Raw genomic sequence first — 21519 nt, forward strand, 5'->3', positions numbered from 1 at the left:
AATCTCCTGGGGTTGAAAACGCCGGGACGATAGAGCGCATGCGGCCCGCTGGCCTTGAGAGCAGCGTTATTTTGCGCTGAGAACGCCTTGATTTCCGGACGGGAGCCGGCGGCGGGCCTGATGCAGGCTGCCGGACAGTCACTATCCCCTCGAATCAACAATGATGTTAGGGTCATGCATTGCTTGGGGGAGCATGAGCCGTGACGGATTGGAGCGCGACCCGTGTTTTCCCGGTGAAGCAGCCAGCTCTTGAGGCATAACGCGCGGCATGATTCGCATTTCGACGATCTTCATCGCCATCTGCATGGTCCTGGTCGCGGCCTCGCTCGGGCTCGTGCTCTATTCGGTCGCCGGCATCAGCGGGACGGAATCGGCCATCGTGGCGCTGACCGCGCTGACGTTCCTGATCCTCTACAACGCGGTGTCGATGCGGCTGCGCGACCGCAGCGACGTCGGCGGGCAGATCGCCGACCTCTCGCGGGGCACCGCGGACCTCGCCCGCCAGGTGGCCGAGTTCGGTCGCCGGCTTGCCGCGATCGAGGGCCGCATCGCCTCGTCCAATTCGGCCAACTCCGACCGCGTCCAGTCGGTGATCGGCGAGATCAACGAACTCGGCGGATTGGTCAGGCAGCTTGCCACCACCGTGTCGGCCCATGAGGATCTGCTGGCCGGCCACGCGCCGGCCCCCGCCCCGGTCATGAGGCCCGAGCCGGAGACGCCGATCGATCTGGCTGCCCCCTTCGAGGAGAAGCCGGTCGCCGCCCCCCCGCTTCCCGTGCCGCCTCGGCCGGCACCGGCCGTCCAGGTCCAGCCCGCCAACCCGGTTCAGACCGGCAACGGACGTAGCCAGACCCAATTGCTGGCGACGCTGCGCAATGCAATCGACGAAAACCGCATCGACATATTCCTGCAGCCGATGGTGACGCTGCCGCAGCGCAAGGTGCGGTTCTACGAGGCGGTCACGCGCCTGCGCGACGAGCGCGACCAGCTGATCGCCGCCGAGGAGTTCATCAGCATCGCGGAAGCTTCGGGCTTGATCGGCCGCATCGACAACATGGTGATGCTGCGCTGCGTGCAGGTGCTGCGGCGCCTGATGGTGCGCAACAAGGACGTCGGCGTGTTCTGCAACCTCGCAGCTTCCACGCTCGGCAATTCCACCACCTTCGCGCAATGCCTCGACTTCCTCGAAGCCAACCGGGCGCTGGCGCCCTCCCTGGTGCTGGAGTTCAAGCAGTCGACGTTCCGCAATCTCGGCCCCGCCGAGACCGAGAATCTCGCGGCGCTCGCCCAGCGCGGCTTCCGTTTCTCGATCGACCATGTCACGGATCTGCGCATCGAGCCGCGCGAACTGGCCGATCGCGGGGTGCGCTTCATCAAGGTGCCGGCCACGCTTCTGCTCGATCCTAGGCAGGCCTCGACCTCGGACATCCACCCCTCCGATCTCTCCGACCTGCTCGGCCGCTTCGGCATCGACCTGATCGCCGAGCGGATCGAGGGCGAGCGCGCGGTGGTCGACCTGCTCGACTACGATGTGCGCTTCGGACAGGGGTTCCTGTTCGCGCCGCCGCGGCCATTGCGGCCGGAGGGGGCATCTGCTACCGCCGGGGCTCCGCCGAACCAGACGAAAGACATTCAGGGACCTCATGGCTCCGGCACACCCAGCTCAGGCGCGACGTCTTCTGCGCCTCCGCCACAACGCATCACCGGCAACGCGGCGCTCGCGCGCCGCATCTGATCGACCGCGCAGATCATGACCACGCTGCATTTTGCCGAAGGCCTGCGCGAGCTCGTGGGCGGTGTGGACGTCGTGCTCAGCGACATCTGGGGCGTGGTCCATAACGGGCTGGAATCCTTCCCCGAAGCCTGCGAGGCACTGCACACCTATCGCAGCCGCGGCGGTACGGTGATCCTGATCACCAACGCGCCGCGCCCGGCCGACTCCGTCCAGCGGCAATTGCGCAAGCTCGGCGTTCCCGACGAGACCTATGACGCGATCGTGTCTTCAGGCGACCTGACTAGGCTCTATGTCGCCGAGCATCCCGGCCGCAAGATGTTCTGGCTCGGCCCCGAGCGCGACAATTCGATCCATCGCGGCCTCGATGCCGTGACCGCGCCGCTGGAGCAAGCCGACTACATCGTCTGCACCGGCCTCTATGACGACGAGACCGAGACGGCGGAAGACTATCGCGGCATGATGCTGAAGGCGCGTGAGCGCAAGCTGACGCTGGTCTGCGCCAACCCCGACATCGTGGTGGAACGCGGCGACCGGTTGATCTACTGCGCCGGCGCCATCGCGGAGCTCTATCGCGAGCTCGGCGGCGAGGTGATCTTCTATGGCAAGCCGCACCGGCCGATCTACGAGCGCGCCATGTCACTCGCCGGGGAACGCCAAGGTTATCAGATCGATCGCAAGAAGGTCCTGGCGATCGGAGATTCCGTCCGCACCGACCTGACCGGCGCGCGCGAATTCGGCATCGACTGCCTGTTCGTGACCCGCGGCATCCATGCCGAGGAGTTCGAGGGTCTTGACCAGCTCGACCCGACATCGGTCGTGGAATTGTTCGGCCACCCGCCGAAGGCGCTGATACGCGAATTGAAGTGGTAGAAAATGTCGTGCCCCGGACGCAGCTCGAAGAGCTGCAGAGCCGGGGCCCATAAGCCGCATGCGATGTCGTGGATAGACTGGGTCCCGGCTCGGCGTCGCGTCACTGACGTGCCGCGCCTTGTCCGGGACACGAGCGCGCTTACGCGCTCGCCATGTCCGGGAAGACCGCCTCGATCTTGGTCTTCAGCGTCGCCGCATTGAACGGCTTGACGATGTAGTTGTTCACGCCGGCCTTCTTGGCCGCGATCACGTTCTCGGTCTTGGATTCTGCCGTGATCATGATGAAAGGCGTGGTGGCGAGGTTCGGATCCGCGCGGACTTCACGCAGCAGGTCGTAGCCCGTCATCGGCTCCATGTTCCAGTCGGAGATCACGAGCCCGTACTTCTTGCCACGCATCTTGTTCAGCGCTGCCGAACCGTCGCTGGCATCATCGATGTTCTCGAAGCCAAGCTGCTTCAGCAGATTCCGGATGATACGGATCATGGTGCTGTAGTCATCCACCACCAGAACCGGCATCGACAAATCAACCGCCATCTCGACTCCCCCAACGCAAACCCAGGAATATTAGGATCGGACCTGCCAGGCCGGAGCCCGGCAGTTCCACGCCTCAAGGACTAGCATCAAGGCGTTAAACAGCGCGTTAATTGCGGACATCGCCAAAGGACTGAAATCGTGTTCAATGTCTGCCCGCCCCGCCGCTTGACTTCGCACGGCCGGTCGCGCCACGGTCCGGGCCGGTCCTGCCCGGTTCGAGAATTCCCCTGATGGCTCCGCCTTTTACCGTCATTCGCGATACAACGCCGGATTCCGCGATTCCGAGGGGCGCCGTGGTTGCCATGGGCAATTTCGACGGCGTTCATCTTGGCCATCGCGCGGTGATCGCGGCAGCGCTGGAGATGGGCCGGACGCATGGCCGCCCTGCGCTGGCATTGACCTTCGAGCCGCATCCGCGGCGGTTTTTCAGCCCCAACACCCCGCAGTTCCGCCTGACGGATGAGCGGGCCAAGCTGCGCCTTTTGGCCGGCACCGGGCTGGCCGGGGCCGTGGTGATGACCTTCGACAAGGCGCGGGCCGGAACCAGCGCGCAAGATTTCATTCACCATGACCTGATCGGGCGCCTCGGCGTGAGCGGCATCGCCGTCGGCTACGATTTCCATTTCGGCAAAGGGCGGGTCGGCTCGCCAAGCCTTCTCGTCAACGAGGCGCCCCGGCTCGGCATCGAGGTCGACGTGCAACCGCATGTCGATATCGACGAACGGCCGGTCTCCTCCAGCGCGATCCGGATCGCCCTCGCCGAAGGCCAGCTCGACGACGCGACCACCATGCTGGGCGGGCCCTGGTTCATTACGGGCGAGGTCATCCATGGCGAAAAGCGCGGCCGCGACCTCGGCTATCCCACCGCTAACATTCGCCTGGACGCCAATTGCGGCCTCAAGCACGGCATCTACGCGGTGCGGGTCGGCCGCGGTGCCGAGCGGCTCGACGGCGTGGCCAGCTTCGGCCGCCGTCCGACCTTCGACAATGGCGCCCCGCTCCTGGAGATCTTCCTGTTCGACTTCAAGGGCGACCTCTACGGACAGCTCCTCGACTGCGCCTTCATCGGCTTCGTCCGCGAGGAGCTGAAATTCGACAGCCTGGAGGCCCTTATCCGCCAGATGGACGACGATTCCGCCCGCGCCCGCGCCATCCTGGCCGCCAATCCGGACGCGTTTCCGAGGCTGGGCGTGATTGATTGAGCCCGAAACCGGGCCACCCGAACCTTTGCGCTTCCCTTGGCCCCCTGCTATGGAGAGCCCATGTTTGCGCGGCGCATCATAGGGATTAGCGGCCCGGCTTCCGCCTGAGCCTTTGGCTCGGCGCAAGACCGGGATTTTGTCGTTTCACTCCCGCGATTCCGCATCGCGATCCGTTCCCGCGCCCTTCCGAGCCAGTCAGCCTCATGTCCGAAAAGCCGCAGAAGTCCCAGAAGCCTGAAGCCAAAGACTATTCGAAAACCCTGTTCCTGCCGCAGACCGAATTCCCGATGCGCGCCGGCCTGCCGCAGCGTGAGCCGGAGATCCTCAAGCGCTGGTACGAGATCGGGCTCTACGAGAAGCTGCGCCAAGCTGCGAAGGGCCGCGCCAAGTTCGTGCTGCATGACGGCCCGCCCTATGCCAACGGCAACATCCATATCGGCACGGCGCTGAACAAGATCCTGAAGGATCTCGTCACCAAGAGCCAGCAGATGCTCGGCTTCGATTCCAACTACGTGCCCGGCTGGGACTGCCATGGCCTGCCGATCGAGTGGAAGGTCGAGGAGGAGCATTATCGCAAGAAGGGCAAGCAGAAGCCCGACTTTCGCGACTCCGCCGCGATGATCGATTTCCGCAGGGAGTGCCGCGCCTATGCCACGCACTGGCTCGGCGTCCAGCGCGAGGAATTCAAGCGCCTGGGGGTGATCGGCGACTGGGACCATCCCTACGCCACCATGAGCTATCCCGCCGAAGCGCAGATCGCACGGGAGCTGATGAAGTTCGCTTCCAACGGCACGCTCTATCGCGGCTCCAAGCCGGTGATGTGGAGCGTGGTCGAGAAGACCGCGCTGGCCGAAGCCGAGGTCGAGTACGAGGACCACACCTCCGATACGGTGTGGGTGAAATTCCCGGTGACCTCGCCCGCGCACGGTGCGCTCGCCTCCGCAAGCGTCGTGATCTGGACCACCACGCCCTGGACGCTGCCCGGCAACCGCGCCATCTCGTTCTCGCCGAAGATCGCCTACGGCCTCTACAAGGTGACGGACGCGCCCGCCGACAATTGGGCCAAGACCGGCGATCTCCTCATCCTTGCCGACGCGCTCGCGGAAGAGGTGTTCAAGCAGGCGCGCGTGACGGCTTTTGAGAAGGTCCGCGACGTCCCCGGCGACACCATGGACGCGATCGAATGTGCCCATCCGCTGAAGGGCCTTGGCGGCGGCTATGAGTTCGTCGTGCCGCTGCTGCCCGGCGACCATGTCACCGATGACACCGGCACCGGCTTCGTGCACACGGCGCCCGGCCACGGCCGCGAGGACTTCGATGTCTGGACGGCGCAGGCGCGCGATCTCGACGCGCGCGGCATCAACACCGCGATCCCCTACACCGTCGACGAGAACGGCGCCTACACCGATCATGCGCCGGGTTTTGCCGGCAAGCGCGTCATCACCGACAAGGGCGAGAAGGGCGATGCCAACGAGGCCGTGATCAAGGCGCTCGTCGACAGAGGCATGCTGCTCGCGCGCGGCCGGCTCAAGCACCAATATCCGCACTCCTGGCGCTCCAAGAAGCCGGTGATCTTCCGCAATACGCCGCAATGGTTCATCGCGATGGATAAGGACATCGCGGTGGGCGGCAAGACCAAGGCCGGCGACACGCTGCGCGCCCGCGCGCTGCATGCGATCTCGGTGACGCAATGGGTGCCGCCATCCGGCGAGAACCGCATCAACGGCATGATCGAGGCGCGGCCGGATTGGGTGATCTCGCGGCAGCGCGCCTGGGGCGTGCCGATCGCCGTGTTCGTGCGCGAGAAGGGTGACGGCTCCGCCGAGATCCTCCAGGACGAGGCCGTCAATGCACGCATCGGCGAAGCCTTCGAGAAGGAAGGCGCCGACGCCTGGTACGCGACGGGCGCGCGCGAGCGCTTCCTGGGATCCCGCGCGACCGAGGACTGGCAGAAGGTCGACGACATCCTCGACGTCTGGTTCGATTCCGGCTCGACCCACGCCTTCGTGCTCGAAGACCCCGTGCATTTCCCGGGGCTGTCAGGCATCAAGCGCAAGGTCGACGGCGGCACCGACACGGTGATGTACCTGGAAGGCTCGGACCAGCACCGCGGCTGGTTCCACTCCTCGCTGCTGGAGAGCTGCGGCACGCGCGGACGCGCGCCCTATGACATCGTGCTGACCCACGGCTTCACCCAGGCCGAGGACGGCCGCAAGATGTCGAAGTCGCTCGGCAACACCATCGAGCCGCAGTCCGTCATCAAGGACTCCGGCGCCGACATCCTGAGACTCTGGGTCGCATCCAGCGACTACACCGACGACCAGCGCATCGGCCCCGAGATCCTGAAGAACACCGTCGAGACCTATCGCAAGCTGCGCAACACCGTGCGCTGGATGCTGGGCACGCTGCACCACTACAAGCCGGCCGACGCAGTCGCGCCCGCCGAGATGCCCGAGCTGGAGCGCCTGATGCTGCACGAGCTCGCAGGTCGCGCCACCGCGATCGGCAAGGCCTATCGGGAGTTCGACTACAAGACCGTGGTCGCGATCCTGTCCGCCTTCCTAAACAGCGAGCTCTCGGCGTTCTACTTCGACATCCGCAAGGACACGCTTTATTGCGATCCGCCCTCTTCGCTGACGCGCAAGGCGGCGCTGACGACCATCGACCTGTTGTGCGCCTCGATCCTGAAATGGCTGGCGCCGATCCTCAGCTTCACCGCAGAAGAAGGCTGGCGCATGTACCGGCCCGACGCCGAACCGTCCGTGCATCTGACGCTGTTCCCGACCGACCTCGAAGACCTGCGCGACGACAGGCTCGCCGCAAAATGGGAGACGATCCGCAACATCCGCCGCGTCGTCACCGGGGCGCTCGAGCTCGAACGCGCCGCCAAGAACATCGGCTCCTCGCTCGAGGCCTCGCCGGTGATCTATGTCGCCGACCGCGACATGCTGATGACGCTGTTCGACACCGATCTCGCCGAGATCTGCATCACCTCGAACTACGAGGTGCGGGAGGGCGAGGCGCCGGCTTCGGCGTTCCGTCTCGATGCCGTGCCCGGCGTTGCCGTCGTGGTGGAGAAGGCGGTCGGCACCAAGTGCGCCCGCTCCTGGAAGATCTCGCCGACGGTCGGCGAGGACCCTGAATACCCCGACGTCACCCCGCGCGACGCCCAGGCGCTGCGCGAATGGAAGGCGCTGGGGGTGAGCGTCTGATCGGTCGACCATGACCCCGCTCCGCGCCGGCATCCTTGCGGCCATGGTCACGCTGGTGGCCGACCAGGCCTCGAAGCTCTGGCTCCTAAACGTGTTCGACCTCGCCGGTCGCGGCGCGGTGCGGGTGACGCCATTCTTCGACCTGGTGCTGGCCTGGAACATCGGAATCAGCTTCGGCTGGCTCCAGAACGACAGCCAGGCAGCGCAGCTCGCGCTGATGGCCGTCAAAGGTATTGCGGTGGTCGCGCTCGCGATCTGGATGGCCCGCTCGCACACCATGCTTGCGACCATCGCGCTCGGCCTGATCATCGGCGGCGCCATCGGTAACGGCATCGACCGCCTGGCCTATGGCGCGGTGGTGGATTTCGCCTTGCTCCACATCGAGATCGCCGGAAAAACCTATAATTGGTATGTGTTTAACCTCGCGGACGTGGCCATCGTTGCTGGGGTGGCGGCGCTATTGTATGATTCCTTCCTGGGGGTACCCGCCGCAAAAGCGCCCTGATCCCGGCCGATACGGACCGGCGGTGGAACCCGGCCTTTGCGAGGATGAGAGCCGCGTGCGCGCGGCGATCTGCCACAATATGGAACAGGTAAAGCAATGCGCAGCGCGATGACCAGCGATTCGATGGTGCGAGACCCCCGGTGGGGGCTCTGGCGGGCATTGAAATTGTCCGCTGTCGCCCTTGGCATCGGTCTCGTCATGTCGACCGGCGCGGCCCGCGCCGGTGACGACGATGAGGAAGACGATATGACCTTCGAAGAGAGGCTCATCGACAATCTGATGTCCGGCATCGGCGCCAAGAGCATGGAAAAGAAGGGCATCGAATATCGCGAGCGCTCGCCGCTGGTGGTGCCGCCCAAGCTCGATCTGCCGCCGCCTGCGACCGAAGCCAAGGCTGCGCCGAACTGGCCCAAGGATCCCGAAGAAAAGCGCCGCAAGGAAGCCATCGCCGCGCGCAAGAAGGCGACCAAGGCAACGGAGAACTGGCAGGCCGCCCAGCCGCTGACGCCTGCCGAGATGAAGGCCGGCCAGGTCGCCGCAGCGCCCCGCACGAGCAACGATCCGATTCAGCCGGGCACCAACGGCAACCCCTCGCTGAGCCCCGCCGAGCTCGGCTTCACCGGCGGCCTGTGGAACATGATGAAGGGCGGCAGCAGCTCCGAGTCCAAGGAGTTCACGTCGGAGCCGCCGCGCCAGTCGCTGGTCGAGCCGCCGCCGGGCTACCAGACGCCGTCGCCGAACTACGCCTATGGCGCCGGGCCGGACAAGTCGCGGCGGATGTATTACGACATCATGTCCGGCAAGGAGAAGGAACAATAGCGTTCCTGTCCACTGCGACATCCTGACAAAAGCAAAGCCGGCGCCGGCGCCTCCCTGCGCGCCCGGCGCCGCCGTAAATTGCCGATCAGTAACTTGCCTACGAGATGCGTTCTCTGCTTCGTGACGCGAAGCCTCAGCCGCACGGTGTAGCATGCCGTGCCTCCGAGCCGGACATCCGGGCTCGGCCTTTCAAAAGGATCATGATGTCCTCTTACCGATCGGCTGCCTGCCTCCTTGCCGCGCTGCTTTCGACGAGTGTCCTCTCAGCCGGCACGTCCCTCGCCCAGACCACGGTAACATCGGCTCCGCCCGCCAGCTTCACGCTCAGCAACGGCATGCAGGTCGTGGTGATCCCGGATCACCGTACGCCCGTCGTCACCGAGATGATCTGGTACAAGGTCGGCTCGGCGGACGAGACCCCCGGCAAGTCCGGGCTGGCGCACTTCCTCGAACACCTGATGTTCAAGGGCACCTCGAAGCATCCGGCCGGAGAATTTTCCCAGACCGTGCTTCGCGTCGGCGGCAACGAGAACGCCTCGACCTCGGTCGACTACACCAATTACTACCAGCGTGTGCCGAAAGAGCAGTTGCCGACCATGATGGAGTTCGAGGCCGACCGCATGACGGGCCTCGTCCTCAAGGACGAGAACGTGCTGCCCGAGCGCGACGTCGTGCTCGAAGAGTACAACATGCGCGTCGCCAACAATCCGGATGCGCGGCTGAACGAGCAGATCATGGCCGCGCTCTATCTCAACCATCCCTACGGGCGTCCGGTGATCGGCTGGCATCAGGAGATCGAAAAGCTCGATCGCGAGGATGCGCTCGCCTTCTATCGCCGCTTCTATGCGCCGAACAACGCGATCCTGGTGATCGCCGGTGACGTCGACGCCGCCGAAATCCGCCCGCTGGTCGAGCGCAATTTCGGCTCCATCCCGGCGCAGCCGGCCATCCCGGCACGCCGCGTCCGTCCGCAGGAGCCGGAGCCGGCCGCCCCGCGCACCGTCACGCTGGCCGACCCGCGCGTCGAGCAGCCGAGCATGCGGCGCTATTATCTGGTGCCCTCCGCGACCACGGCGGCAGCCGGCGAGAGCGCGGCCCTCGACGTGCTGGCGCAGCTGATGGGCAGCGGCAGCAATTCCTATCTCTACCGCGCGCTCGTCGTCGACAAGCCGCTCGCGGTGTCCGCCAACGCCAGCTATTCGAGCATCTCGCTCGACCCGACCCAGTTCGCAATCTCCGCTGCGCCGAAACCCGGCGTCAGCTTCGCAGAGGTGGAGCAGGCGGTCGACGGTGTCATTGCCAGCGTTGCGCAGAACCCGATCCGCGCCGAGGATCTGGAGCGCGTGAAGACCCAGCTCATCGCCGAGGCGATCTACGCCCAGGACAACCAGGCGGTGCTGGCGCGCTGGTACGGCGGCGCGCTGACCACGGGCCTGTCGATCGAGGACATCAGGAGCTGGCCCGACCGCATCCGCGCCGTCACCGCCGAGCAGGTTCGCGCCGTCGCGCAGAAATGGCTCGAGAAGAAGCGCTCGGTGACGGGCTATCTGATCAAGGACACCGCTAGCGCCAAGCGCGAGGAGAAGCGTTCGTGACCTATCCCTTCCTTCGACGCGTTGCATTCTCCCTTGCCACCGGCGCGGCGCTCGCGCTCGCCGCCGCCTCGCCGTCACATGCCGCCGCAAAAATCCAGCGCCTGATCTCGCCCGGCGGCATCGAAGCCTGGTTCGTGCAGGACGCGACCGTGCCGCTGATCGCGATGGAATATTCCTTCGCCGGCGGCTCGTCCCAGGACCCCAAAGACAAGCCGGGCGTCGCCAATCTGGTCGGTGATCTCCTCGACGAAGGCTCCGGCGATCTCGACTCCAAGTCGTTCCATGAACGGCTCGACCGCCGCGCCATCGAGCTCTCCTTCAACGCCACCCGCGATACGTTTCGCGGCAGCCTGCGCATGCTGCGCGACAACAAGGACGAGGCCTTCGACCTGCTCAGGGGCGCGCTGACCTCGCCGCATTTCAACACCGCCGACGTCGAACGCATCCGCTCGCAGGTCATCTCGGGCCTGCGCCGCGAGACCACCAATCCGACCTCGCTGGCGAGCCGCAAGTTCCTGGAAGTCGCCTTCGGCGAGCATCCCTACGGCCGGCAGACCAACGGCAACCTCGACAGCGTGCCGACCATCACGATCGCCGACATGAAGGACTATGTCGGCCGCGTCCTCGCCAAGGACGGGCTGAAGATCGCGGTCGTCGGCGACGTCGATCCGGCGACCCTGGGCAAGCTGCTCGACCACACATTCGGTAGCCTGCCTGCCAAGGCCAATCTGACACCGGTCCCCGACGTCGAGGCTGCGAAGCCCCCGCAACGCGCCTTCGTGACGCTCGACGTGCCGCAGACCGTGATCACCTTCGGCGGCCCCGGGGTGAAGCGCAGCGATCCGAACTTCATGGCGGCCTATGTCGTCAACCACATCCTCGGCGGCGGCGGCTTGTCCTCCCGGCTCTATCGCGAGGTCCGCGAGAAGCGTGGGCTGGCCTATTCGGTGTTCGAATCGCTGCTCTGGATGGAGCATTCGGCGATCTTCATCGGCAACACCGGTACGCGCGCCGACCGCGCCGGCGACACCATCGACGCCATCGAGAAGGAGGTGCGCCGCATGGCCGAGGAGGGCCCGACGCAGAAGGAGCTCGACGAGGCCAAGTCCTACCTCAAGGGCTCGCAGATGCTGGCGCTCGACACCTCCTCCAAGCTGGCACAGGCGCTGCTGCAATATCAGCAGGACAAGCTGCCGATCGACTATATCGAGAAGCGCAACGCCATCGTCGACGCCGTGACGCTGGACGACGCCAAGGCGGCGGCCAAGCGCCTCTGGGGCCAGGGGCTGCTGACCGTCATTGTCGGCCGCGCCCCGCAGGCCGCGGCCCAACCGGCGGCTGCGACGCCGAAGTCGAACTGATCTGTTCTCCACACGCTCCCTGAATGGCCGGGCTCGTCCCGGCCATTTGCGTTTGCATGAGCACCATTGCCGAACCTGAACGTCCGCGATATGTCCAGACATCACGGATGGTACCTACATGCTGCGGATATCCCGCAATCTCGTCATCGACGAGGACGATATCGAGATCGGTTTTGTCCGCGCCTCCGGCCCGGGCGGGCAAAACGTCAACAAGGTCGCGACCTCGGCACAGCTGCGCTTCGACACGCGCAAGCTGACCTTGCCGGAGGACGCGGCCCTGCGGCTTGCGCGCCTTGCCGGCCAGCGCATGACCAAGGAGGGTGTCATTGTGATCCAGGCGCAGCGCTTCCGCACCCAGGAGCGCAACCGCCAGGATGCCATCGACCGTCTCACGGAGATGCTGCGTGAGGCGATGATCCGGCCGACGCCGCGGCGCGCGACACGGCCGACCTTCGCCTCCAAGCAGCGCCGGCTCGAGGGCAAGAAACGCCGCAGTGACGTCAAGGCAGGACGCGGCCGGAGCTTCGACGACTAACTGGCGCGGCAAAGAGCTCCGGCCGCGAGGCGACCGGAGCTTTGCCGATTCACCCGGCGAGACTAAAGCGCGATGGGATAGGATGAATCGTCATCGCGCTTTAGGTTGTTGTTTAAGCATGATCTTTTCGGAAAACCGCTGCGCACTTTTCCGGATCATGCTTTAGTAACGTTTGGACGGGGCTGCGCCGCCCGTCGCGGCATCGTCGGCTGTTCCCTTGTGCGTAGCACTGCCCGTGGTGCCGACCGTGCCCCTGGTGCCTTTGGTCGACTTCATGCCGGTCTTCTCACCCGCCGCGCCCGCCTGCGGACTCATTTCTTCGTCGCCGCTGCCCATGGTGCTGCCCTGCATCGGCTTGCTCTGCACGCTGCCGCCTGTCTTGGCAGGTGGCGCGCCTTGCGCGAGAACGGGCGTGGCAGCGAGAGCCGATAGAGCGCATGCGATCATCGAGGTCTTGACCAACTTCATCCATTTCTCCTGGATTCTTTCGCGAGGAACGGCTCGGCGGCTCTCCACGCCGCTCATCTGCACCGGCCATGTCATCGCGTAGAGAGTTCGAGCGGCGTGATCGTCATGCAATCCCGATGGTGTGGTGATCGTTTAGGGATTTGACGGCGGTTTCGCGGAATTGTGCTCCGCATATAAGGCGCCGCGGAACATCACACGGCCCAAGACATCTCCGTTCGCCGCGAAACAGCCCGCTACTACCACCTCATCTCTGACGCCGATTAGAGTTTGCACACGCTGGATTTGACGTGGATGAGCAAGCTCTTGGCGATGCGCGCGATCGTGCTGGGATTGTGCACCGCGATGGTGCTGATGGCGCGAGGCGCCGACGCGCAGATGCCGCTGCCGGCGGCAAAGCCGCCGGATGGCGCGACGCTGTTCAAGCAGCAATGCGCGGTGTGCCATACCACCAATCTCTCGGACCCGATGCGACAAGGTCCGCCGCTGGTCCGGATCGTGGGCCGGGCTGCCGGCAAGGTCGAGGGCTTTCATTTTTCAGACGGCCTCGCCAAAGCTGACTTCATCTGGGATGAGGCCCGGCTCGACGCGTGGCTGGCCAATCCGCAAGCCGTCATCCCCGGTGTGATCATGGCCTATCGGCAGGCCAGGCCCGAGACACGCGCCGCCATCATTACTTACCTCAAGGAGCTGAACTGAATGGCAAAGCCAGTCCATTCCATGATCCGCGTGCTGGAGGAGGCGCGCTCGCTCGACTTCTACAAGCGTGCCTTCGGCCTGGAGGTCACCGACCATCTGAAGTTCGCGGATTTCGCCCTGATCTATCTGCGTCACCCCTCCTCGCCTTTCGAGGTCGAGCTGACGGTGAATTTCGATCGCAAGGAGCCGTACCAGCTCGGCGACGGCTACGGCCATCTCGCCGTGGTCGTTGAAGACCTCGATGCCGAGCATGCCCGCTTCGAGCGCGAGAAGCTCGCACCGGGACCCTTACGCGATTTCAAGCACGACGGCCGAACGCTGGCGCGCTTCTTCTTCGTCAGTGATCCCGATGGCTACAAGATCGAAGTGATCCAGCGCGGCGGCCGTTTCAACTGACCAAACCAAAATCAAAAATCTACGGAGGACATGCCATGAGAGAAGTCGATCGTCGAAGCAAGCACAGCCGCCGCGTCTTTATCAAGGGCGCGGCGGCCGCCGTGCCGGTTGCGGCCGTTGCGACCAGCGTCGGAGTCAGCATCGATGACGCCTGGGCCGAAGAGACGAGCGCGCTCTCGCCTTCGACGATGAAGACGCTGCTGAAGGTCGCGCGCGACATCTATCCGCACGACGTGCTCGGCGACAGCTACTACATCACCGCGATCAAGCCGTGGGACGGCAAGGCGGCGAAGGATCCTGCCGTCAAATTGCTGATCAGCGACGGTATTGCGCGGCTCGATCAGAACGCGCGCGACCGCCACAAGGTGCCTTATGTCGAAGTGGCCTGGGAAGCCGACCGCGTGGTGCTCCTGAAGGAGATCGAGCAAAGCGCCTTTTTCCAGAAGGTGCGCGGCGATCTCGTCGTCTCGCTCTACAACCAGAAAGAGATCTGGCCGCGGTTCGGATACGAGGGCTCTTCCGCCGAGCTCGGCGGCTACATCGACCGCGGCTTCGCCGACATCGACTGGCTGCCGAAGGCTTAGATCGCCACCCAACGGTTCAGGAGAACGCATATGGCAAAATTCGATCTGAACGACTCCAGCGTTGTGGTGATCGTCGGCTCCGGTGCCGGTGGCGGCACGCTGGGCAACGAGCTCGCGCAGAAAGGCGTCAAGGTCGTCATTCTCGAGGCAGGTCCCCGCATCGAGAACCACGACTTCATCAACGACGAATGGGAGAGCTTCTCCCAGCTCGCCTGGACCGATGCGCGCACCACGTCGGGCACATGGCGCGTCGCCAGGGATTTTTCGGGCCTTCCCGCCTGGATCGTCAAGGCGGTCGGCGGCTCGACGGTGCATTGGGCCGGCGCCTCGCTACGCTTCGACGAGCACGAGTTCAAGGTGAAGAGCACCTACGGCAACATTCCCGGGGCGAACCTCCTGGACTGGCCGGTCACGCTTGCCGAGATGGAGCCGTGGTACGCCAAGGCCGAGAACAAGATGGGCGTGACTCGCACCAACGGCATTCCCGGCCTGCCCGGCAACAATAACTTCAAGGTGCTGGAGGCCGGCGCGAGGAAGCTCGGCTACAAGACCGTGCACACCGGCAACATGGCCATCAACAGTCAGCCGCGCGACGGACGGGGCTCGTGCCAGCAGATCGGGTTCTGCTTCCAGGGCTGCAAGTCCGGCGCCAAATGGTCGACGCTCTACACCGAGATCCCCAAGGGCGAGGCAACCGGCAATCTCGAGGTCCGCCCCGGCAGCATGGTGGTGAAGATCGAGCATAACGCGAGCGGCAAGGTCACCGGTGTCGTCTACGCCGACGAGCAAGGCGCGATGCAGCGTCAGAGGGCGCGCATCGTTGCGGTGGCCGGTAACTCGATCGAGAGCCCGCGGCTGCTGCTCAACAGCGCCTCCACGATGTTCCCCGATGGCCTCGCCAACTCCAGCGGCCAGGTCGGCCGCAACTACATGAGGCACATGACCGGCAGCGTCTACGCGGTGTTCGAAAAATCGGTGCACATGTATCGCGGCACCACCATGGCCGGCATCATCCGCGACGAGGCCGCCAACAACCCCAAGCGCGGCTTCGTCGGCGGCTACGAGATGGAGACGCTGTCGATCGGCCTGCCGTTCATGGCCGCGTTCCTCAACCCCGGCGCCTGGGGACGCTCGTTCACGTCAGCGCTCGACGGCTATCCCAGGATGGCCGGCATGTGGCTGGTCGGCGAGGACATGCCGCAGGAGACCAATCGCATCACGCTCGATCCGGTCGTGAAGGACAAGTTCGGTCAGCCGGTCGCGAGCGTGCATTTCGACGACCATCCCAACGATGTCGCGATGCGCGCGCATGCCTACAAGCAGGGCGCCGCGGTCTACGACGCCGTCGGCGCCACCGTGACCTATCCGACACCGCCCTATCCGAGCACGCACAATCTCGGCACCAACAGGATGAGTGAGAAGCCCCGGGACGGCGTCGTCAACAAATTCGGGCAGAGCCACGACATCAAGAACCTGTTCGTCTCGGACGGCAGCCAGTTCACCAGCGGCGCAGCCTGCAACCCGACGCTGACCATCGTCGCGCTCGCGATCCGGCAGGCGGACTACATTGCGGAGGCGATGCAGAAGAAGGAGATTTGATCGTACGCTACCATCGCGATCGCCGGAACGGCATTGAGGAGGGATTGCGTATCCACACTCAAGGTGTCGTCCCGGTGAACGCCGGTACCCATAACCACAAGGCCCAGTTTGGCGGAGATTGGTCGTTCGGGACTTCGAGCTTCCGCAATCGATAGATCACGCGGCATAGGTCCCGGCGTTCGCCGGGACGACACCGAGGGTGGAGCGGCTACTCGGCCGCGTCGAGAATGGGCGCACCAATTGCCTTGAAATCCTGGACCGGCGTGACGCTCCGTGAGCGGTAGATCAAACACGAGCAGCGCAGCAGCGAGGCGAAATTGTTGACCTCGCCATGATGGTCGAGCACCTCGTTGTAGAGCGTGGTCAGGAACTTGCCGAGGCTCATGCTCTCCTTGGCCGCGATCTCCTCCAGCGTGTCCCAGAAAGCCATTTCCAGACGGATCGACGTGCAGTGCCCACCGATCCGCAAAGACCGAGTCTGGGATTCGTAGTCGCGTTGGGGCTGATGCGCGAAGAGATGGCACATGGCGTCCTCCCGTCCTGTTGCCGTTTTTTCACGATGCTACACCGCTGCCCGGCGCCTCACAATCACAACCACGGCCGAAAGCCGGCGCATCGACCCCGCGGCATTGTCCCGAACGTCCAATGTCTTCAATGTGATAGAGGGTCTTCTTCCCCAGCCCGTCACGCGGCTGTTGCCCAACGCATGCTTTTGACGCAACACGGCCTAGAATAGACCATCAGCGAATCCAAGACCGAGCCCGATCGAATTCATGCCCGTCCGCCAATTGCCAGAACAAGTCGTCAACCGCATCGCCGCCGGCGAGGTGGTCGAACGTCCGGCGAGCGTGGTCAAGGAGTTGGTCGAGAACGCCATTGATGCCGGCGCGAGCCGGATCGACGTCTTCACCGATGGCGGTGGGCGACGGCGGATCGGCATTACCGATGACGGCAGCGGCATGACCGCAAAGGACCTCTCGCTCGCGGTCGAGCGCCACGCCACCTCCAAGCTCGACGACGAGGACCTGCTCCAGATCCGCACCCTCGGGTTCCGCGGCGAGGCGCTGCCCTCGATCGGCTCCGTGGCACGGCTGTCCATCACCACGCGGCATGCCGGCGAACCGCATGCCTGGGCTCTCACCGTCGAGGGCGGCGCGAAGTCCGAGATCATGCCGGCCGCGCTGGCCCACGGCACCCGCGTCGAGGTTGGCGACCTCTTCTACGCGACGCCGGCGCGGCTGAAGTTCTTGAAGACCGACCGCACCGAGGCGGAAGCCATCCGCGAGGTGGTGCGGCGCCTTGCGATGGCGCGGCCGGACATTGCCTTCACGCTCGCGGGCGAGGAGCGCGCGCCGGTGACCTGGGCCGCCGCCCTGCCCGGCGCCGCCGGACGGCTGACCCGGCTCGGCGATATTCTGGGAGCCGAGTTCCGCAGCCACGCCATCGAGGTTCATGCCGAGCGCGAGGGCGTCGTGGTCGACGGCTATGCGGCGGCGCCGGCGCTGACCAAGGCCAACGCGCTCGGGCAGTATCTCTTCGTCAACGGCCGGCCGGTCCGCGACAAGCTGATCTTGGGGGCGGTGCGCGCCGCCTATTCCGACTACCTGCCGCGCGATCGCCACCCGGTGCTGGCGCTGTTCGTCACGCTCGATCCGCGCGAGGTCGACGCCAACGTGCATCCGGCCAAGACCGAGGTGCGCTTCCGCAACGCCGGCCTTGTGCGCGCATTGATCGTGCACGGGCTGAAGGAAGCACTCGCGCGCGAAGGCCGGCGCACCGCCGCCAACAGCGGCGAGAGCGCATTGTCCTCGTTCCGGCCTGCCTTCACGCCGCGTCCCGCCAGCTGGGACTGGCGGGCCTCGCCAGCCGCCCCGGTCGCGCCGATGCCGTCCTTCGAAGGCGCCGCCGCCCCCGCCTTCGCCGAGCGCGTGCAGGCTGCATTCGATGTCGGCGCGCCCAGCGCGGACGTGCGGTTCGAATCGCAGCCAAGCGGCGACCTCGTCGATCGCCCGCTGGGCGCAGCGCGCACGCAGATCCACGAGACCTACATCGTCTCGCAGACCCGCGACGGCCTGATCATCGTCGACCAGCACGCCGCGCATGAGCGCATCGTCTACGAGCGGCTGAAGGCCTCGCTGGCAGCGAACGGTGTGCAGCGGCAGATCCTCCTGATCCCCGAGATCGTTGAGATGGACGAGGCGACCGTCGAGCGCCTGCTCGAGCGCAGCGACGAGCTGGCCTCGTTCGGCCTCGCCATCGAATCCTTTGGCCCCGGCGCAGTCGCGGTGCGCGAGACGCCGTCGCTGCTCGGCAAGACCAATGCCGGCGGCCTCTTGCGCGATCTCTCCGAGCACATGGCCGAGTGGGACGAGGCACTCCCGCTGGAGCGCCGCCTGATGCACGTTGCCGCCACCATGGCCTGCCACGGCTCGGTGCGCGCCGGCCGCAGGTTGCGGCCGGAGGAGATGAACGCCCTGCTCCGCGAGATGGAGGAGACGCCGAACTCCGGCCAGTGCAATCACGGCCGGCCGACCTATGTCGAGCTGAAGCTGAGCGACGTGGAGAAGCTGTTCGGGCGGAGGTGACGGTGCCGTAGGGTGGATTAGCCGAAGGCGTAATCCACCTCTTCTGCTTCCGCCGTGAGAGACAGTGGCGGATTACGCTTCGCTAATCCGCCCTACGCAGAAGCACGAACTCCGTATCGTCGTAGGCGCGCCGCTCCAGTTCCTCGTATCCTTCCGGCGTCACGAACTGTGCGGCCTTCGCCTCCTCCACCACCAGCAGCGCGCCCGGCGTGAGCCAGCCGCCGTCGCGCAGGCTCGCGAGCGCCTTCTCCGCAAAACCCTTGCCATAGGGCGGATCGAGGAACACCAGCGAGAAAGGCTCGACGGGATGCGCAGGGCCGAGATCAGTGGCATCGCGGCGATAGACCTTGGTGACGCCGCCGAGGCCGAGTGCCTCGACGTTGTTACGGAGCAGCGCACGCGCCTCGGCGCCGTTGTCGACGAACAGCGTGAACTTGGCGCCGCGCGAGGACGCCTCGATGCCAAGCGCGCCGGTGCCGGCGAAGAGATCGAGCACGCGCGCGTCCTCGATCGGATCGCCATAGGCGTGCACGAGGATGTTGAACACGGACTCGCGCAGGCGATCCGCCGTGGGGCGGATGTCGCGCGAGGACGGTGAGGCCAGATTGCGCCCCTTCAAACGACCGCCGACGACGCGCATCTACATGACTCCGTCATGCCCGGGCTTGTCCCGGGCATCCACGTTCTTCAGTAGTAGACGCAAGCAAGACGTGGATGGCCGGGTCAAGCCCGGCCATGACGACCTGTTGCGCGGTGTCGGCGTCGCTCCGAGCATTGAAGCTTACTCGCCGTCCCGCGGCGTCAGGTCGCGCTTGCCGTGATAGCCGCGCTTGGGACGGCGCGGCGGGCCGTAGCCGCTGGCCTGTTCCTCATTGCGCTCGCGCGCCTCCTCGCTGCCGGTCCGCTGCACCAGCACGCGACGGCCCTTGCGGTCGTTGATCACGGCGCGCTTGCTGGCAGGCTTGCTCTCGCGGGGCGCATCGTCATCGGCCGCAGACGATTTCTGCGGCACATCGAACTGCGCGCCCGATTTCTCGATCACCTTGTCGCCGAGCTGCTCGCGCAGCACGCGCGAGCGGACCTCCTCGACCTGGCCCTCGGGGACCTCGCCGAGCTGGAACGGGCCGTAGGAGACCCGGATCAGCCTGTTCACCTCGAGCCCGAGATGGGCGCAGACGTTGCGCACCTCGCGGTTCTTGCCTTCGCGGATTGCGAACACCAGCCAGACATTGGCGCCCTGGTCGCGCTCCAGCGTCGCCTCGATCGGGCCGTACTTGACGCCCTCGATCTCGATGCCGTTCTTGAGCTCGTCGAGCTGCGCCTGGGTGACGTCGCCATGGGCGCGGACACGGTAGCGGCGCAGCCAGCCGGTGTCGGGCAGTTCGAGCGTGCGCGCGAGCCCGCCGTCGTTGGTGAGCAGCAACAGGCCCTCGGTGTTGAAGTCGAGCCGGCCGACGCTGATCAGGCGCGGCAGGCCTTCGGGCAGGTTGTCGAACACGGTCGGACGTCCCTCGGGGTCGTCATGCGTCGTCATCAGGCCGCGTGGCTTGTGATACAGGAACAGCCGCGTGCGCTCGCGCGGCGGCAACGGCTTGCCGTCGACGGCGACGACATCGTTCTGCGTCACGTCCAGCGCGGGCGAGTTGATCACGCGGCCGTTGACGGTGACGCGGCCCTGCGTGACCAGCTCCTCGGCGTCGCGGCGCGAGGCAAGGCCCGCGCGCGCCAGCACCTTTGCGATGCGCTCGCCGGCCTTCTTCGGCTTCGGCGCGTCTTCGCGACGCGGCCGTCCCTCGAAATCGCGATCGCGCTGGCGATAGGCGCCGCGGCCGCCGAAGGCGGGGCGCTTCTCGAAAATCCTGCTCTCATCCTCGTTTTCGCGGCGCGGACGATCGCCGAAACGGCCTTCGCTGCGCGGATGCTCGTGCCAGTCGGCGCGGCCCTCGGAGCGCTCGCGTGGACGGTTGAATTTCGGACGGTCGCCGCCGCGCCCACCGCGCTCGCCCTCGGCATCACGACGAGGCCGATCGAATTTGGGGCGATCCTCGCGCGGCCGATCGAATTTGGGCCGCTCGCGGAACGGACGATCGCCCGGCGCGCGATCGTCGCGCGAACGCGAGAAGCGCGGACGGTCCTCGCCGCCTTGCCGGTCGTCGCGCTTCTGCCAGGGCTTCTCCTGGCTGCGGTCACGGCCGCCGAAATCCTTGCGCGGCGGCCGATCGCCGCGGGAAGCGGCGTCGCGCTTCTGCCAGGGCTTTGAATCACTGCGCTCGCCGCGATCGCGCGGGCGGTCGCTGCGATCCGGTGCGCCTCGCGAAAACTTCCGCTCGCCCTCGAACTTGCGCTCCGGACGATCGCCACGCGGCGCGTAGGGCCGCTTCTCGCCGAACTTCTTCTCGCCGGAACGACCGGCCGGACGGGAATCGTCGCGACCATGGGCGGGACGATCACCGCGCGGCTTGAAGCTGCGCTGCTCGCCGCCACGGTCGTCACGCTTGAATTTCGGACGGTCGCTGAAGTCGCGGCGCGGGGCATCGCCCTCCTCGCGGCGGCGGAACGGACGATCCCCGCGGTCGGCGCGAGGCGGGCGGCTGTCGCGATCGCCACGGGGCGGGCGGGCATCGCCCCTGCCCTCAGGGCCGCGCTTGGCGAACTTCTTCTCGGGGCCACGAGGCTTGCCGGACCGGCCCTTCGGCGGACCTCCCCGTGTCGGGCCTCGCCGGCCGCGGGAATCGTTGTCTTTGTCGCTGTCGCGAGGCATGAATAATCTCACCTAGGGGGTAGCGCGATGAGCATTGTGCGCGCTCGCTGCGAGCCGCATG

At 65.8% G+C, this 21519-nt stretch carries 19 protein-coding genes; 14 read left to right on the forward strand and 5 right to left on the reverse strand.

Going from position 1 to position 21519, the window contains the following annotated elements; translation table 11 throughout:
- Positions 1–268 precede the first annotated feature (268 nt).
- Both IVB23_RS16260 and IVB23_RS16265 read left to right on the forward strand, forming a co-directional pair.
- Entirely contained in the window at positions 269–1735 is a 1467-nt protein-coding gene (locus IVB23_RS16260; protein ID WP_197968980.1) for an EAL domain-containing protein, read from the forward strand.
- A 15-nt stretch (positions 1736–1750) separates the two neighbouring features.
- Entirely contained in the window at positions 1751–2605 is an 855-nt protein-coding gene (locus IVB23_RS16265) for a TIGR01459 family HAD-type hydrolase (RefSeq protein ID WP_197968981.1), read from the forward strand.
- 139 nt (positions 2606–2744) lie between these two features.
- Here the strand turns inward: IVB23_RS16265 and IVB23_RS16270 are convergent, their stop codons facing one another.
- Positions 2745–3140, reverse strand: coding sequence for a response regulator (locus tag IVB23_RS16270; protein WP_008567674.1), 396 nt, complete (start codon positions 3138–3140; stop codon positions 2745–2747).
- Between the two features lie 230 nt (positions 3141–3370).
- Here IVB23_RS16270 and IVB23_RS16275 point away from each other — a divergent pair, with 230 nt between their 5' ends.
- From IVB23_RS16275 to arfB, 7 genes are all read left to right on the forward strand, one after another.
- The gene (locus IVB23_RS16275) at positions 3371–4342 is read left to right on the forward strand and encodes a bifunctional riboflavin kinase/FAD synthetase (RefSeq protein ID WP_247804238.1); all 972 of its coding nucleotides are present in this window, start codon (positions 3371–3373) and stop codon (positions 4340–4342) included.
- Between the two features lie 203 nt (positions 4343–4545).
- Positions 4546–7554 carry an isoleucine--tRNA ligase gene (ileS, locus tag IVB23_RS16280; RefSeq protein WP_247804239.1) on the forward strand — a complete coding sequence of 1003 codons (3009 nt, stop codon included), beginning with the start codon at positions 4546–4548 and terminating at the stop codon, positions 7552–7554.
- A gap of 10 nt (positions 7555–7564) precedes the next feature.
- Positions 7565–8059 (forward strand): signal peptidase II, encoded by a 495-nt coding sequence (gene lspA / locus IVB23_RS16285; RefSeq protein WP_028176617.1) that lies wholly within the window; start codon positions 7565–7567, stop codon positions 8057–8059.
- A 96-nt stretch (positions 8060–8155) separates the two neighbouring features.
- Complete coding sequence (locus tag IVB23_RS16290) at positions 8156–8878, forward strand: hypothetical protein (protein ID WP_061877412.1); 723 nt, start codon at positions 8156–8158, stop codon at positions 8876–8878.
- Positions 8879–9081: 203 nt separating this feature from the next.
- A complete protein-coding gene (locus IVB23_RS16295; protein ID WP_247804916.1) occupies positions 9082–10473 on the forward strand; it encodes a pitrilysin family protein in 1392 nt (463 codons plus the stop codon).
- The gene (locus IVB23_RS16300) at positions 10470–11834 is read left to right on the forward strand and encodes a pitrilysin family protein (RefSeq protein WP_247804240.1); all 1365 of its coding nucleotides are present in this window, start codon (positions 10470–10472) and stop codon (positions 11832–11834) included. Before IVB23_RS16295 ends, IVB23_RS16300 begins: the two co-directional genes overlap by 4 nt.
- A gap of 118 nt (positions 11835–11952) precedes the next feature.
- Positions 11953–12369 carry an alternative ribosome rescue aminoacyl-tRNA hydrolase ArfB gene (gene arfB, locus IVB23_RS16305; RefSeq protein WP_061877410.1) on the forward strand — a complete coding sequence of 139 codons (417 nt, stop codon included), beginning with the start codon at positions 11953–11955 and terminating at the stop codon, positions 12367–12369.
- Between the two features lie 162 nt (positions 12370–12531).
- Here the strand turns inward: arfB and IVB23_RS16310 are convergent, their stop codons facing one another.
- A complete protein-coding gene (locus IVB23_RS16310) occupies positions 12532–12837 on the reverse strand; it encodes a hypothetical protein (protein WP_247804241.1) in 306 nt (101 codons plus the stop codon).
- A 309-nt stretch (positions 12838–13146) separates the two neighbouring features.
- Between IVB23_RS16310 and IVB23_RS16315 the strand changes: the two genes are divergently transcribed.
- The 4 genes from IVB23_RS16315 to IVB23_RS16330 are packed head-to-tail and all read left to right on the forward strand — an operon-like array spanning position 13147 to position 16112.
- Positions 13147–13533, forward strand: coding sequence for a c-type cytochrome (locus IVB23_RS16315; protein ID WP_247804918.1), 387 nt, complete (start codon positions 13147–13149; stop codon positions 13531–13533).
- On the forward strand, positions 13534–13929 hold the full coding sequence (locus tag IVB23_RS16320) for a VOC family protein (protein ID WP_124160355.1): 396 nt from the start codon (positions 13534–13536) through the stop codon (positions 13927–13929).
- A 35-nt stretch (positions 13930–13964) separates the two neighbouring features.
- Positions 13965–14513, forward strand: coding sequence for a gluconate 2-dehydrogenase subunit 3 family protein (locus tag IVB23_RS16325; RefSeq protein WP_247804242.1), 549 nt, complete (start codon positions 13965–13967; stop codon positions 14511–14513).
- Positions 14514–14543: 30 nt separating this feature from the next.
- On the forward strand, positions 14544–16112 hold the full coding sequence (locus IVB23_RS16330) for a GMC family oxidoreductase (protein ID WP_197968986.1): 1569 nt from the start codon (positions 14544–14546) through the stop codon (positions 16110–16112).
- Positions 16113–16320: 208 nt separating this feature from the next.
- On the opposite strand, the gene IVB23_RS16335 is transcribed toward IVB23_RS16330, so the two are convergent.
- The gene (locus tag IVB23_RS16335) at positions 16321–16638 is read right to left on the reverse strand and encodes a ribbon-helix-helix domain-containing protein (protein ID WP_061877406.1); all 318 of its coding nucleotides are present in this window, start codon (positions 16636–16638) and stop codon (positions 16321–16323) included.
- A gap of 247 nt (positions 16639–16885) precedes the next feature.
- Between IVB23_RS16335 and mutL the strand changes: the two genes are divergently transcribed.
- Complete coding sequence (gene mutL, locus IVB23_RS16340) at positions 16886–18697, forward strand: DNA mismatch repair endonuclease MutL (protein ID WP_197968987.1); 1812 nt, start codon at positions 16886–16888, stop codon at positions 18695–18697.
- A gap of 82 nt (positions 18698–18779) precedes the next feature.
- Here mutL and rsmD read toward each other — a convergent pair whose 3' ends face one another.
- Both rsmD and IVB23_RS16350 read right to left on the reverse strand, forming a co-directional pair.
- The gene (gene rsmD, locus IVB23_RS16345) at positions 18780–19337 is read right to left on the reverse strand and encodes a 16S rRNA (guanine(966)-N(2))-methyltransferase RsmD (protein ID WP_247804244.1); all 558 of its coding nucleotides are present in this window, start codon (positions 19335–19337) and stop codon (positions 18780–18782) included.
- A 141-nt stretch (positions 19338–19478) separates the two neighbouring features.
- Positions 19479–21458 (reverse strand): pseudouridine synthase, encoded by a 1980-nt coding sequence (locus IVB23_RS16350; RefSeq protein ID WP_247804245.1) that lies wholly within the window; start codon positions 21456–21458, stop codon positions 19479–19481.
- Positions 21459–21519: the final 61 nt, after the last annotated feature.

It is taken from the genome of Bradyrhizobium sp. 191 (genome assembly GCF_023100985.1).
In the GTDB taxonomy this organism is placed as follows: Bacteria; Pseudomonadota; Alphaproteobacteria; order Rhizobiales; family Xanthobacteraceae; genus Bradyrhizobium; species Bradyrhizobium diversitatis.

Bases quoted from the DNA above. Each gene is read 5' to 3' on its own strand.
- IVB23_RS16260 (WP_197968980.1), top strand. From the start codon at position 269: ATGATTCGCATTTCGACGATCTTCATCGCCATCTGCATGGTCCTGGTC.
- IVB23_RS16265 (WP_197968981.1), top strand. From the start codon at position 1,751: ATGACCACGCTGCATTTTGCCGAAGGCCTGCGCGAGCTCGTGGGCGGT.
- IVB23_RS16270 (WP_008567674.1), bottom strand. From the start codon at position 3,140: ATGGCGGTTGATTTGTCGATGCCGGTTCTGGTGGTGGATGACTACAGC.
- IVB23_RS16275 (WP_247804238.1), top strand. From the start codon at position 3,371: ATGGCTCCGCCTTTTACCGTCATTCGCGATACAACGCCGGATTCCGCG.
- ileS (WP_247804239.1), top strand. From the start codon at position 4,546: ATGTCCGAAAAGCCGCAGAAGTCCCAGAAGCCTGAAGCCAAAGACTAT.
- lspA (WP_028176617.1), top strand. From the start codon at position 7,565: ATGACCCCGCTCCGCGCCGGCATCCTTGCGGCCATGGTCACGCTGGTG.
- IVB23_RS16290 (WP_061877412.1), top strand. From the start codon at position 8,156: ATGCGCAGCGCGATGACCAGCGATTCGATGGTGCGAGACCCCCGGTGG.
- IVB23_RS16295 (WP_247804916.1), top strand. From the start codon at position 9,082: ATGTCCTCTTACCGATCGGCTGCCTGCCTCCTTGCCGCGCTGCTTTCG.
- arfB (WP_061877410.1), top strand. From the start codon at position 11,953: ATGCTGCGGATATCCCGCAATCTCGTCATCGACGAGGACGATATCGAG.
- IVB23_RS16310 (WP_247804241.1), bottom strand. From the start codon at position 12,837: ATGAAGTTGGTCAAGACCTCGATGATCGCATGCGCTCTATCGGCTCTC.
- IVB23_RS16315 (WP_247804918.1), top strand. From the start codon at position 13,147: ATGCGCGCGATCGTGCTGGGATTGTGCACCGCGATGGTGCTGATGGCG.
- IVB23_RS16320 (WP_124160355.1), top strand. From the start codon at position 13,534: ATGGCAAAGCCAGTCCATTCCATGATCCGCGTGCTGGAGGAGGCGCGC.
- IVB23_RS16325 (WP_247804242.1), top strand. From the start codon at position 13,965: ATGAGAGAAGTCGATCGTCGAAGCAAGCACAGCCGCCGCGTCTTTATC.
- IVB23_RS16330 (WP_197968986.1), top strand. From the start codon at position 14,544: ATGGCAAAATTCGATCTGAACGACTCCAGCGTTGTGGTGATCGTCGGC.
- IVB23_RS16335 (WP_061877406.1), bottom strand. From the start codon at position 16,638: ATGTGCCATCTCTTCGCGCATCAGCCCCAACGCGACTACGAATCCCAG.
- mutL (WP_197968987.1), top strand. From the start codon at position 16,886: ATGCCCGTCCGCCAATTGCCAGAACAAGTCGTCAACCGCATCGCCGCC.
- rsmD (WP_247804244.1), bottom strand. From the start codon at position 19,337: ATGCGCGTCGTCGGCGGTCGTTTGAAGGGGCGCAATCTGGCCTCACCG.
- IVB23_RS16350 (WP_247804245.1), bottom strand. From the start codon at position 21,458: ATGCCTCGCGACAGCGACAAAGACAACGATTCCCGCGGCCGGCGAGGC.